General features: G+C 40.1%; 11 protein-coding genes. 4 read left to right on the top strand and 7 right to left on the bottom strand.

What is annotated here, in order from left to right:
* The first annotated feature begins 1 nt into the window (after position 1).
* Entirely contained in the window at positions 2 to 751 is a 750-nt protein-coding gene (locus tag B9A58_RS03635; protein ID WP_084371055.1) for a sulfite exporter TauE/SafE family protein, read from the top strand.
* Here B9A58_RS03635 and B9A58_RS03630 read toward each other — a convergent pair.
* Genes B9A58_RS03630 through B9A58_RS03615 form a run of 4 tightly spaced genes read right to left on the bottom strand, consistent with a single transcriptional unit; the run spans position 748 to position 3,534 of the window.
* Positions 748 to 1,293 carry a hypothetical protein gene (locus B9A58_RS03630; RefSeq protein WP_139793727.1) on the bottom strand — a complete coding sequence of 182 codons (546 nt, stop codon included), beginning with the start codon at positions 1,291 to 1,293 and terminating at the stop codon, positions 748 to 750. The two genes, B9A58_RS03635 and B9A58_RS03630, sit on opposite strands and share 4 nt — an antisense overlap.
* A 60-nt stretch (positions 1,294 to 1,353) precedes the next feature.
* Positions 1,354 to 2,004 (bottom strand): nucleotidyltransferase family protein, encoded by a 651-nt coding sequence (locus tag B9A58_RS03625; protein WP_084371053.1) that lies wholly within the window; start codon positions 2,002 to 2,004, stop codon positions 1,354 to 1,356.
* Positions 1,934 to 3,121, bottom strand: coding sequence for an XdhC family protein (locus B9A58_RS03620; protein WP_084371052.1), 1,188 nt, complete (start codon positions 3,119 to 3,121; stop codon positions 1,934 to 1,936). Before B9A58_RS03620 ends, B9A58_RS03625 begins: the two co-directional genes overlap by 71 nt.
* Positions 3,118 to 3,534 (bottom strand): c-type cytochrome, encoded by a 417-nt coding sequence (locus B9A58_RS03615; protein ID WP_084371051.1) that lies wholly within the window; start codon positions 3,532 to 3,534, stop codon positions 3,118 to 3,120. Before B9A58_RS03615 ends, B9A58_RS03620 begins: the two co-directional genes overlap by 4 nt.
* 136 nt (positions 3,535 to 3,670) lie before the next feature.
* Between B9A58_RS03615 and B9A58_RS03610 the strand changes: the two genes are divergently transcribed.
* Both B9A58_RS03610 and B9A58_RS03605 read left to right on the top strand, forming a co-directional pair.
* Complete coding sequence (locus B9A58_RS03610; RefSeq protein ID WP_084371050.1) at positions 3,671 to 4,762, top strand: aminotransferase class V-fold PLP-dependent enzyme; 1,092 nt, start codon at positions 3,671 to 3,673, stop codon at positions 4,760 to 4,762.
* Between the two features lie 65 nt (positions 4,763 to 4,827).
* Entirely contained in the window at positions 4,828 to 7,287 is a 2,460-nt protein-coding gene (locus tag B9A58_RS03605; protein WP_084371049.1) for a glycosyltransferase family protein, read from the top strand.
* Here the strand turns inward: B9A58_RS03605 and B9A58_RS03600 are convergent.
* Together B9A58_RS03600 and B9A58_RS03595 are read right to left on the bottom strand one after the other, a co-directional pair.
* Positions 7,273 to 8,472 carry a glycosyltransferase gene (locus B9A58_RS03600; protein WP_084371048.1) on the bottom strand — a complete coding sequence of 400 codons (1,200 nt, stop codon included), beginning with the start codon at positions 8,470 to 8,472 and terminating at the stop codon, positions 7,273 to 7,275. The genes B9A58_RS03605 and B9A58_RS03600 overlap by 15 nt on opposite strands.
* 22 nt (positions 8,473 to 8,494) lie before the next feature.
* Positions 8,495 to 9,691, bottom strand: a complete 1,197-nt coding sequence (locus B9A58_RS03595; protein WP_084371047.1) for a CDP-glycerol glycerophosphotransferase family protein — start codon at positions 9,689 to 9,691, stop codon at positions 8,495 to 8,497.
* A gap of 119 nt (positions 9,692 to 9,810) precedes the next feature.
* On the opposite strand from B9A58_RS03595, the gene B9A58_RS03590 reads away from it, so the two are divergent.
* A complete protein-coding gene (locus B9A58_RS03590; RefSeq protein ID WP_084371046.1) occupies positions 9,811 to 10,422 on the top strand; it encodes a class I SAM-dependent methyltransferase in 612 nt (203 codons plus the stop codon).
* Positions 10,423 to 10,424: 2 nt separating this feature from the next.
* On the opposite strand, the gene B9A58_RS03585 is transcribed toward B9A58_RS03590, so the two are convergent.
* Complete coding sequence (locus B9A58_RS03585) at positions 10,425 to 12,815, bottom strand: ABC transporter permease (protein WP_084371045.1); 2,391 nt, start codon at positions 12,813 to 12,815, stop codon at positions 10,425 to 10,427.
* Positions 12,816 to 12,937: the final 122 nt, after the last annotated feature.

Genomic DNA, 12,937 nt, shown 5'->3' with positions numbered 1-12,937 from the left:
CATGGAGTATTATGAATACCTATTGATCTTTGGTTCTGGGTTGATCGCCGGTTTTATCAATGTAGTGGCTGGTGGTGGTTCACTGCTTACACTACCCATACTTATTTTTTTGGGCTTGCCTCCAGCTATGGCCAATGGTACGAATCGTGTAGGCATTTTTCTTCAAAACATATTTGCTGTTGGAGGGTTCAAAAGCAAAGGCGTTTCTTCTTTTCGTTTTTCCATCTGGTTATCTATTTCTGCTCTGATTGGGGCTATACTCGGAGCAAAAATAGCTGTGGATATTAGCGGCGAATTGTTCAATCGGATTTTGGCTATTGTTATGATGATGGTCATTGCAATTACCGTATTTAAACCTAAGAAAAAAAGTGAGGAGGGTGTTGAGCTCATGAGCAAGGGGCGTCAAACAGTGAGTATCATTGCCTTTTTCTTTGTAGGCATATATGGTGGATTTATTCAGGCAGGAGTAGGGTTTATTATTATTGCTGCACTGACTGGTATCAATCATTTGTCTTTGGTGAAAACCAACAGCATTAAAGTTTTTGTGGCATTGATCTACACCCTTTTTGCTCTGGCAGTATTCACTTGGGAAGGTCAGGTGGATTGGGTGCTTGGGTTGACTTTGGCTGCGGGTACTTCTATTGGTGGGTGGTTTGCTAGCAGATGGTCAGTAGACAAGGGAGACAAATGGATTCGCTATTTCTTGATTGTGACAGTTTCGATTATGGCCGTGAAACTTTGGTTTTTCTAAGGTTTCAACATTTCATTGATGACCTGTGGCTCTTCTTCTAGCAAGACAGGAATACTGCCGATTCCTTTGATCTGCCAATGTTGTCTGTAGACTGATGAGTAGTTGATAATGACATTTGCTTCTCCACTACCAAAAATTTCTATCAATGGATGTTTGTAAGATGAATCTTTTAGGATTTGAAGAGGCCATATTTTTTCTCCTGGTTGCACGATTCGTCCTTTGCCCAATGTAGAAGTTCCTAAAGAATAAGGGAATTTTACTGTATCCAAATAAAGACGAGCAAATCCTCTGGGGTCAAGATCATAGATCGAATCTTTGTATGCGACTTTGATATCTTCAAGTATCCCTGGACCTAATCCTGTATTTTTTAGTTCTAATTGGTATTTAGTATCCAGGTTATTATTCCAAAGTTCGAGCTTAGGGAAAGAAGAATTTTCTTCATGCTCACGCATGATTTTGGATTGGTACATCAGCGTAATGAGAGTTGCCAAACTGATTACAAGTGCTGAAAGACTTAATACTTTTTCACTATTCCAACGCATGTTTATGGGTTTATTAGAATTTGGTATCGAATTTAAAGAAAAATGTAAAACTGAAATGTTTTATTTCAAAAGTGCCAAATCCTGAGGTGTATCAATATCCACCTGTGCTTCTGGATAGGAGATAATTTGTGTGCTTTTGAAGTGTTTTTGAATGACTTTCTTGGCGCCTTGCTCACCGTGGAGGTTGAGCAAGTCCAAAAATGTTTTTCTATTGAAAATGGCAGGTGCACCATAGGATTTGTCATATCCACAGGCTGTGATTAAATGATCTGATTCTTCATGAAAAAAAATCAACTCCGTAAGTATTTGCTCTGTTACATGTAGCTGGTCGCAAAGCAATATGAGGATATTTTTTGTGTATCTATCTTGGTTTAGAATCTGCTGCACACCAAAGGAAATCGTACTGCCCATGCCTTGTTGCCATTCTTCAAAGTAGGTTATTTTGGCAGAGGCATGTGGAACCATGGGCGCAATTTTTTCGTGACTGCTGCCAAGTATTACAAAAACTTCATTCGATAGACTGGAAGCTGTTTTCACCACGTTCTCGATTAGTGTTTTGCCTTTGAAGTGCAAGAGTTGTTTAGGTTGTCCCAATCGACTGGAGCTGCCTGCAGCCAAGATCAATATGGTAGGAGAGGTGCTAATTGGATTTTTGTTTAGGGAAGAAATTTTTAAGATATACTTGTCTAAAAACCTGATCCTCTTTTCCATCTCTGTGATGAATAGGCCCTGTTCTATATTTGATGAATCCCCCAGATCGATTAGAAAATTTGGCTTGAATTTCGCTGATGATGGATACTGCGATTTCATCTGGTGTCTCAGCACCAATGTCTAATCCAATAGGTGCATGGATTTTGTCCAGCTGGTGAGATGTAATGTCGATTTCATATTTGTCTTTGAGTGTCTTGAATATTTTTTCCGCTCTTTTCTTAGGCCCAAGAATGCCAATGTATGGCGCATCACTATTGATGATCTGGCGCATCACTTCTTCATCATATTTCAGATTGTGCGACATGAGAACCACAGCTGTAAAGGGTGTGATTTTGATTTCTTTTTGTACAAACTCCCTTTTGCAAGATTGCAACTGATTAGCGAGAGGGAAGTTGATTGGAACCAAGTGAGCTACGCATTCGTCGGTCACTCTCACATTCCAGCCAAGCACATGGGCCAGTTCGGTAACAGGCTTTGCGTCAAACCCGCCTCCAAAAATCAAGAGGTCTATTCCAGGTTGGATCAGTTCAAAAAAGACTTTGATTTTCTCACCTTGAATTTCAAAGCTTTTGATTTCTGGTTTTTGATTTTCTACCACTGCATGCAAATCTGCGATTAGTAACTGCTGCAGCTCATTTGAAGCGCCTGACAGTTCTTGTTTGTCATTCAGGTCAACTTTTGAGCCTACAGGAATATTTTCAGTGCTCGATTCAAAGACAGTTGCACTGGCTCCCAGACCTCCATAGTTTAGGAAAGTCTCAAGATTCGTGATGGGGTTGGATTCTTGATTTGGATCAATGGGTTCTATGATAATATCTATGATACCATTGCAGCCTAATCCGATTCCCAACTGATTATCATCATCATTGGATGTATCGTAGGTAACTGTTCTTGGCTCACCACTTAGTATGACCTGACGAGCTTTTCTGAGCGCATCCCCTTCCAGGCAACCACCACTGATAGAGCCTACCCATCTTCCATTGTCCAGCATCAGCATTCGCGCACCAGGACTGCGATAAGATGAACCTTTCACTTGAACGACAGTCGCCAATGCCACCTTGCGTTCGTTAAAATCTATTTTGTGGTATGCTTCTAGTATGGTTTTGAATTCTTTCATCTCATTTTTTCAATATCATTCGCCGTCAATTCTGTGGCCTTTCCGCCCCAGCTATTTCGAATGTAGTTTAGTACATCAGCTAGTTCTTGATTAGATAACTTTATTGGATCCATCAAACCATAATAGGTTTCATTATTTACTACAATCTCACCTTCCAGTCCGTTTGATATTGCTTCTACAGCCTTAGATATATCGTCTTCAAAGTAGTCTGAATTGGCCAAAGGAGGAAAAGCTCTCACCAGTCCTTCTCCATTTCCCGCATGACAAATCATGCATTCATTCCGATAAATGAGTTTGCCTCTGGTCATACTGCTTTCAAGCGAAGATTGAGCCATGACCTGAGATACGGGTGGACAAGAAATGAGTATAGCTACAAGCAGTCCGAGCACATTTTTTTTGAGTCTGATGTCCAAGTTTATTGATCTAGATGATTAATATTTATCATTATAAATATAAGAAAAAGAGCAGCTATATTTATTTCTTCGTGATGGACAACCACAATGGCCATATCAACGGCAATAAACCACCTTTAAATTACAAGCAGAGATCATGAGAGTAGACTGGAATCAGATTAGGGCTAACTATCAACTACCCAACGAAAAAGTATTTTTTGAAACACCCTATTTTGGGGCAATGTCAGATGCTACTGTGGAGAAACAAATGGATTGCATAAAAAGTCTTCAAACTCAGGGCAATACCCTGTATGCTGAGACTATTGAGAAGTCAGAAGATATTCGAGAAAAGATATTGGAGGTGACCAATGCAAAGCATCATCATGCTGCACTAATTGGGGATGTCAGTACGGCAATGGTACATTTGGCTGATAGATTGTCAGATAAAAAAATTGTGCTGTTGGATCAGGATTTTCCTTCTGTAACCGCCCCTTGGGTTGGGCGAAAATGTAACATTGAATGGATCGCGCGAGAAGGATATAATTATCCATTAGACAAAATTGAAGAGCAACTCAAGCGTGGGGCTGAAGTGCTGGTCTTGAGTTGGGTAATGTACAACTCTGGGCTGATCTTTGACTTGAAAGTCATAGGAGACATGTGCAAAAAGTATGGGGCGATTTTTATAGTGGATGGAACCCAGGGCTTAGGCCCGCATGAGCTTGATTTAAGTGAGGTTTATATAGATGTATTTTTGGCTACCTGCTACAAGTGGTTGTTGGCGGGATATGGCACTGGAGTAGCTATCGCCAGGCAACACTTCGAGGAAAAATACCCATTTGAAGTGGCAGGCCACTGTTCAATAGTTGATGGGAAAGAGGATGTGAAAGACGTTGATAATTATGTTTCTGGGGTCAGACGTTTCGAGTTGGGTCATGTCAAAACGCAACAGGTTTTCGCCTTGCATCAGTCACTTCATGAGTTGTTGGAAATAGGTTTTGAAAATATTCAAACAAGAACCAAGGAGTTGCATGCGTGCTTGGTTGATGAATTGTCTCGTATTGATATTGAACTAATCACACCCACTCCTATGAGTTCAAACATTTTAATGATTGAGGGTAGTGAAGCGCGAGTAAAGGCACTTCGTGCTGCGAATGTAGCTTTCACGCATCGCCACGGGTTGATCCGTTTGGGTATTTATTTTTACAACAATGAAAAGGATATTGAACGATTAATTCAAGCCTTGAAATAGTATTTAGATTCATTTGAGCTAATATTACCTTTAGAATATTTAGAACCCAGCACTTCATTAGATTTATGCTAAATCTCAATTTTAAGAAAGACCTTTTGCCACATGCAGTAGCTATTGCTATTTTTTGTTTAGCCACCGTTTTGTTTTTCGCTCCAGTATTTTTTGAAGGAAAAACGCTGCCACAACACGACATTACACAATGGGAGGGAGGAGCTAAGGAACTGATTGATTATAGAGAAAAGACAGGAGAAGAAGGTCTCTGGACCAATTCCATGTTTAGTGGAATGCCTGGGTATCTCATTAATGTCAGGTTTTCAGGTGATTTAATGAAGTATGTACATCGACTGTATGGGCTATTTTTGACCTACCCAATGTCAACAATTTTCGTGAGTTGCCTTTCGTGTTACCTATTGTTGTTGGTCATGGGCGTGCGATCATGGTTGGCGATTGCAGGAGGGCTGGCCTATGGATTTACAGCCTTTTCTATTATTGGCCTAATGGCCGGACACAACTCCAAAATCTCTGCTGTGTCTACTATGCCATTGGTGATGGCAGGGATTCATTTGGCCTTCAAAGGCAATAGAATTTGGGGATTTGTGGTTACTTCCATAGGACTGGCCATACACCTTCGTCCTAATCACCTTCAAATCACCTACTATCTATTGCTCATCGTGCTTGCCTATGGGATCATGCAGCTGGTCTCTGCCATAAAAGAAAAGACGTTTCCTGATTTTGCGAAGACCAGTGTCATATTAGTTGTGGCTGCACTTTTAGCAGTTGGAGCCAATTTTGGATCATTGATTACCACCATGGAATATAGTAAGTATTCGATTCGTGGTAAATCTGAATTGACAGAAGTAGGAGGGGTTGAAGCTAAAGCTGGCCTGGATACAGACTATGCCTTTCAATACAGCAATGGCATTTTTGAGCCATTGTTTCTATTCATCCCCAATTTTTATGGAGGATCTGCCAGAGAGGATTTAGGTAAGAATTCTAATCTGGAGGAAGCGCTAAAAAAGAATGGAGCTAATAGACAGCAGATCAAACAGCAAGTTTCGGCCGCACCAGCCTATTGGGGTGATCAACCACTCACTGCTCCTTATTATGCAGGAGCCATTGTGGTGTTTTTGTTCGTTCTAGGGATGATTTTGCTAGAGGCTAAGTACAGAATTTGGTTAGGGGGATTGGTCATTTTTGCACTTGTATTGAGCTGGGGAAGTAATTTCAGTTTGAATTATTTCATATTTGATTACCTCCCAGGGTACAGCAAGTTTAGATCAGTGACTTTTGCGATTATCATTGCAGTGTTTGCCATGATTTTGGGAGGATTCTTGGGATTGGAAAAATTGTTGTCATCTGACTTCAATAAACAAACTCAGAAGAAATTACTCATGGCCATTGGAGGTGTAGCTGGTTTTGCATTGCTATGCGTCTTATTTGCAGGTATGGGAAGTTACAGAGGAGCTGTAGATGCACAATTGGCGAATTACCCAGATTGGTATCTGAATGCCTTGCGAGCAGATAGGGCTTCTTTGCTCAGAATGGATGCTTTGCGCAGTTTGATCTTTGTACTACTATTTGCTGGTGTGATTTTGGCATTGCTTAAAGAAAAGTTATCCAAAGGAATAGCGTACACCTTGCTTATCCTTTTTGTTTTCGTTGATATGTTTGGCATATCCAAGCGTTTCATCAACTCAGATACATTCGTAAGAAAGTCTCGCCAGTCAGAATTTCAGTTGACTGAGGCTGATAAAAAGATTTTGCAGGATAAAGATACTGACTATAGAGTAATGAATTTGCTCAATCCATTCAATGACGCAAAAACCTCCTATCATCATAAGTCCATTGGCGGCTATCACGGAGCAAAGCTAGGGCGTTATCAAGAGTTGATAGAAAGGGCCATAGCACCAGAGCAGTCTCAGATCATTTCAGCTTTGCAAAGTGGGTCTTTTGATTTTGGCGAGATTGGCGTTCTTAATATGCTGAATACGAAATACTTCATTGCAGGGGCTTCCGCAAACGCTGTTTTACCTAACTCTACAGCTAACGGGAATGCTTGGTTTGTTCAAGATATTATCGAAGTCACTAGTGCAGACGAAGAGATCAATGCAGTAGGGCAGATTGACACAAAAAAATCTGCTGTTATAGATGAATCTAAATTTTCTATTTCAGATCAAGTACCTTCTGCTGATGGCCAAATTAAATTGCTGGAATACAAACCAAACTATCTAAAATACTCTGCTAGCAATTCGAGCTATGGAATTGGTGTTTTTTCAGAAGTCTTTTACCCTGAAGGTTGGATAGCCACAATTGATGGGGAAGAGGCTGGAATCTTAAGAGTCAATTATATATTAAGAGCTTTGGAAATACCGGAAGGTGAGCATGTGATTGAGTTTAGATTTGAACCAGCATCCTATACTATAGGAAATACGGTCACTTTAGTATCCAGCAGTCTATTGATTCTATTGTTGATAGGTGCTATTGGGTATTCTTTTGTTAAAAAGGAAGTACTACCTCAGGTTTAATTCTTGGTAAAATTCTATACCAAATTCACTGGATGAATAGTTGAATTTTTTGCGAATGGATTTGGCTGCGTTTTGCCCCAGTTGAGTTCGTAAAGTTTCATCTAAATACAATTTTTTGAGTTGCTTAGCGAAGTCTTCTGGATCATTGGCCTCGTGAATAAGGCCCCATGATTCACTTTCTATTAGATTTTTCTGAGCAGTACTATTGCTTGCCAGTATTGGTTTTCCAAGTCTGGCATATTGAAATAATTTGTTAGCATACGTGGTGTCGTGGTGTAAATTTCTAAGGATAGGGCAGAGGCCTACATGTGCGACATTTACATAATCGGCTAAAAGATTTTCAGATTGCCAGCCTTCTACAGAGACGAAATTTTCAACGCCTTCTTTTTGCATTAAAACTCTAAGGTTTTCGTCATTGCTGCTGGACCCCACAATGATCAAGTTGAGGTTTGAAATGTCATTGATCAATAGCGGGATGGCTTTCATAACTGATTCTAATCCTCTTCTGACTCCTGTATCTCCGATATAGAGCATATTGAATTTACTCTTGAATCTAGCAGCAAGAGATTTGTCGTATTCGGGTTTGATGAAGGAATCATCTGTGAAATTGGGGAGTACAAGTATTTTGCTATCATCTATTTCCACACGGGACAAGACCTCTTCCTTGGCTTCATTTGTCACCACAATGATAGCAGCTGATCGTTTGATAAATTCTTGCTCTTTCTTTTTCCAAACGACTGGATTGATTAGAAATTTACCTAGCCCTTTTTGTAGATGTGGATAGAGCTTCATGATTTCAGGTACATTTTCATGCAGATCCAGTACGATAGGCAGTTTTGCGGATTGGTTGATGTCAAAAACTGGTTGAGCCAAATTCATATTGTGAAGGTGTAATGTCTGCGCTTTACTGTTCTGTATAAATTGCTTGAGGTGTGAGCTCATCAGACGATGGTAAAGCGGGAAAGTATAGGCAAGTGCAGACAGCTTGTACATCCAGTTAGGTAGATAGGTGCGATGCACATTGATGCCCTTGTGCACAACCATGCCAGCTTTCTTTTTTTGATAAGTGACACAGAAAAGATGGATTTCTGCACCCTCTGAGATCAGATGTAGCGCCTGATTTTCTATCCTGGGATGAGTAGGGTACTCGCCATGAAAAATCATTCCAATGATTGTCTTTTGCATATCCAGGTTACTCAGTACTACCTTAATTGAATTTTTTGTGAGATTGGATGTAATCTAATATTCTTTGGGAGGACTTTCCATCCTGATATAGGTGAAATTGATCCCTTATTGATTCACGTTCGTTTGAATACTTGTCTATCCCACTAAAGATGTTAGATAGTTCCACTTTGAACTGCGCCGTATCATACACTTTAGCGCCAGGTGTGTTTTTCTCATAGTCGAATAAAAATCCTGGCTTAACACAAAATTGATCCATGTCGTAAGGAGCAAAAACCATGGGTCTGTCCAAAAGCAAGAAATCAAAATAAATACCTGAGTAATCTGTCATCAAAATATCGACATGAGGCAAAAGCTCCTGTACTTCCTCAAATTCGCTTTGTCCGGCCTTGAATATGTGCGTACATTCTGCCAGTTCATCGTACCCCATCGCTTTTTGGTAATACCATTCCCTGTGGTGCTTTCTTACCAATAAGTTGGTGTCATTCGCTGCCAAAAAGGCATCCAGTTCTTTCAAGTCAAAGTCATTGAATGGCAGAAGGTTGGTGATACCGTTATTTCTAAAAGTGGGGCAGTAAAGAATTGTTCTTTTGGCCAGTTCAGGATTTCTAGTGACTAAATCATCATTGGGTTGTTTATTGAGTAAATAGTCGTTTCTGGGTGTGCCCGATACCAAAATTTTCTCTGAAGAAAGTCCGAAACAATCATAGAGCGAATCGGCTTCCTTTTTAGAACTGGCAACAAATGCGTCAATCAATTGCATTTCCTTTTTTAGCTTCAGTGCATGGATTTTGCTCAGGCCTGCGGCAAGGCCAAGTTTTTTGATGGATATGCTATGCCACAGATTGATTACAAGCTTGTTGCCACTGACCTGAAAGGGATGAAAATCCCAATCAGCATAAGCATAAACCAGGCACTTGGATTTTACAAACTGGATAAAGGCACGGTACGAATAGGCATATAGAATATGGTAGCCATAGGTCTTGGATAGATGAATGTAATCTTCTTTTCGATTGACCGTGTAGAAGCAATTAACTTCATTTTCATATAGATAGCGGAACAAAAAACTCGAATTATCAGCAAACCGAAACCCTTGTGGAGCGGCAATGAAAATGGAGTGATTTTTTTTTATAAGTAATCCAGCCAATCCTTGTAGGAGAGCCATGAAAGTCCTCAAAAAATAACCAATGACAGGCTTTCTAAACCAACTGACTGGACTCATATATTCAGATATAAAATAAGGAAGTGACTGACATCTTTTGATTAATGGATGTCAAAGATAGAAATTGACTTATGTAATAACTAATAGATTGATATCTTCGCCACTTGAATTATTGATCTATGAGTGATAAAGAATTTTGGGAAGACTTTTATTCGAAGAAAAAGGGCACATTGGAGCCTTCTCCCTTTGCCACATTTGTATTTGATGAAATAGGACTGGCAGGCACTTTAATTGAGTTGGGCTGCGGCAATGGTAGAGACAGTTTGTTTTTTTCTGAGAGAGGAATTAGTGTGTATGGGATCGATCAGTGCGAAACGACAATTTCAAGATTGAACAAACTAAGCCGATCCAATGCCAAATTTGAGGTTCGTGATTTCACCACTCTGGACGGCTTAGGACAATTCGACAATGTCTATTCCAGATTTACACTTCATTCAGTCTCGAAAGAACAGGCCACGCAGACCTTGGTATGGGCATTTCAATCGCTCAACGAAGGAGGGAAGTTCTGTATTGAGGTTCGAAGTATAAAAGACGAACTCTTTGGTCAGGGAACTGAGGTGGAAAAAGATGCTTTCGTTACTGATCATTATCGAAGATTCATCAGAATAGATGAGATGCTAGAAGAACTCAAGGCTATTGGTTTTAAGATAGACTATTCCATCGAATCGAAAGGTCTTGCAGTCTACAAAGACGAAGACCCCTCAATCATACGCATTGTAGCTGTTAAATAACCTCACTCACTCCTAATCGCATCCACAGGATTAGCAATAGCAGCCTGAAAGCTGTGATAGAACACGGTAATGAATCCAACCGCCATAGCTCCTAATCCTGTGAAGAGAAAAATATCCCAGCCAATGCTGATCGAATAGGCATAGTTGTCGAGCCAGCTGCTCAATATGACAAATGCAAAAGGTGCAATGATGAGGTTGGCGATCAATATAAGACGCACAAATTTCCAGGAAAGGCTTCTGACAATTTGCATAATGTCTGCGCCCAAGATTTTACGAATACCAATTTCCTTATATTTTCTTTCCACCAAAAAGGCAGTAAGCCCAAGCAGTCCTAAACATCCAATGACGATACTAAGGCCTGTAAAAAGCACCAATAAATCTGCCGTGCGTTTTTCACTCTGATACAGTCGATCCAATTCATTAACCAAAAAAGTAGGCTCAATAGAACTTCCAGGCACGATTTGCTTGAAAGTGGCTTGGATGTGGGCCATAGCTTCAGGTGATTGATTTTTGTTGACTCTTACGTACAAATTGCTGATTTCATGATCAATATAAGTGAGTACCACAGGCCCGATTTTTTGATGGAGAGAAGTGAAGTGAAAATCTTCGACCACTCCAATCAATTTACCCTCAGGCATGGGTAGCATACTGAAATCTTTGCCAATCGCTTCTTCTGGAGTCCAACCCAATTTGTTAATTAATTTACGGTTAACAATGTAGTGCCATACGGAGTCATTTTCTGACGTTTTAGTGAAGTCTGATCCCGCAATCAATTGGAGTCCCATGGTGGCAATTCCATTTCTGTCTATAGAAAAACCTGTACAGCTGTTATTTTCTTTGTTGATGAGACCTTCCGCATCATAACCATAGCCAGCTCGCACGTTGCCAAGAACCTCCGAAGCCTTTGCGGTTTTTTGAATGGCAGGATGATTGCCCAGTTCAGCTTCTATGGCATCTAGCTTGTCAAAAGTAGCTTGGTCGGCTAATGGAATAACTATAATCTGCTCTTGGTCAAATCCGAGTTTCTTTTCGCTACCATACATGACTTGTTTGTAGATAATTATAGTTCCCAGAATTAAAAATATTGAAATAGAGAATTGAAATACAACTAATGCTTTTCTAAACTTATCACCAGACTGGGCGGATAAAAACGTGCCCTTCAGGACAGACACTGGTTTGAATGAGGAAAGAAATAAGGCGGGATAGCTTCCAGCCAAGGCTGTTATTATGACTCCCAGACTTAATAAAAATATTGGCCATTGCCAACTACTGGTAATATCAAATGGGATGTCAGAGCCTATGATTTGATTGATGTAAGGTGTTGATATTTCAGCAAAAACGACTGCTAAAACTATAGAGAGGTAGGTGAGTACAGCAGTTTCTCCCAAATAGCTTTTGATGAGTGCCTGTCTGCTACTGCCTAGTACTTTTCTGATGCCTACTTCTTTGGACTTTTTCTCTGACTGCGCTGTAGAGAGATTGATATAATTGATACAAGCAATGAGTAATATAAAGAGCCCAATAAATACAAATGCAAGTGTATTTTTTCTATCTCCACGATTTCCTACGTCAGCGGCTATGCCGTCCTGCAAATGAATCTCTGATAAGGGCTGTAAACTAAAATTTATATTGGCTACCTCTGTGGCTAATTCTCCCGTAAACTCTGTTTCTACCTTTTTCAAAAATACTTCTGAAATTTTTCTGGTGTCTGCCTGGTCAGAAACTAGTATGAACGTCATAAAATTCATTGGAAACCATTCTATCCCATAGCGTTTCTCGATCCGTTTGAAAGAAGCCAGTGCGCCAATTGGAAGGGAGGAGTTTTTAGGAGGATTGATCATGACTCCAGTTACGATCAGCTCAGTGTCACCATTTACGGTTACGGATTTACCCATGGGGTCTGCTGTACCAAAATACTTCGAGGCCAGTTGTTCAGTCAAGATGATCGTATTGGGTTCGTCCAAAGCAGTTTCAGGGTTGCCAGATTTGAGCTCGAAGTCGAAAATTTTAAGGAAAGAAGGATCTGCATAAGCAAAATCTGTTTCCTGAAACACTTTGTCTTCTACCTTCAGCGAAAAAGGGACTCTCGATCCTATTGGAAAATATTTAGCAACTTCTTGAACTTCAGGAATTTCATTGTCTGCAATATGTGAAACCTTAGTTCCAGTGACTACCAACTTTTCCATGCGATCACCACCCGACCAGTGTGTCAATACGCGATAGATTTGATTCTTTTTTGAATGAAAATCATCAAAACTTAATTCGAATAAAACAAAAGAGAGAATCACAATGGTGGTGGCTATGCCAAGTGAAAGACCCAGAATATTGAGGAGTGTGAAGAACCTGTCCTTTTTAAATCTACGCAGGCTGACTAGAAGGAATTGGTAAAGCATGGTAAAAAGGTTTACGTTTTGATTAAGTCAATTTCGCCAAGTTTGATGCCAAAACAAAAATCAATGATTTTGGTTAATAGACATGGTTTGAGTCTATGGGATATGTTCGATTCTGATACAAC

The sequence above is a fragment of the Reichenbachiella faecimaris genome, from assembly GCF_900176375.1.
In the GTDB taxonomy this organism is placed as follows: domain Bacteria; phylum Bacteroidota; class Bacteroidia; order Cytophagales; family Cyclobacteriaceae; genus Reichenbachiella; species Reichenbachiella faecimaris.
This window is presented reverse-complemented; position numbering and strand designations above follow the sequence as displayed.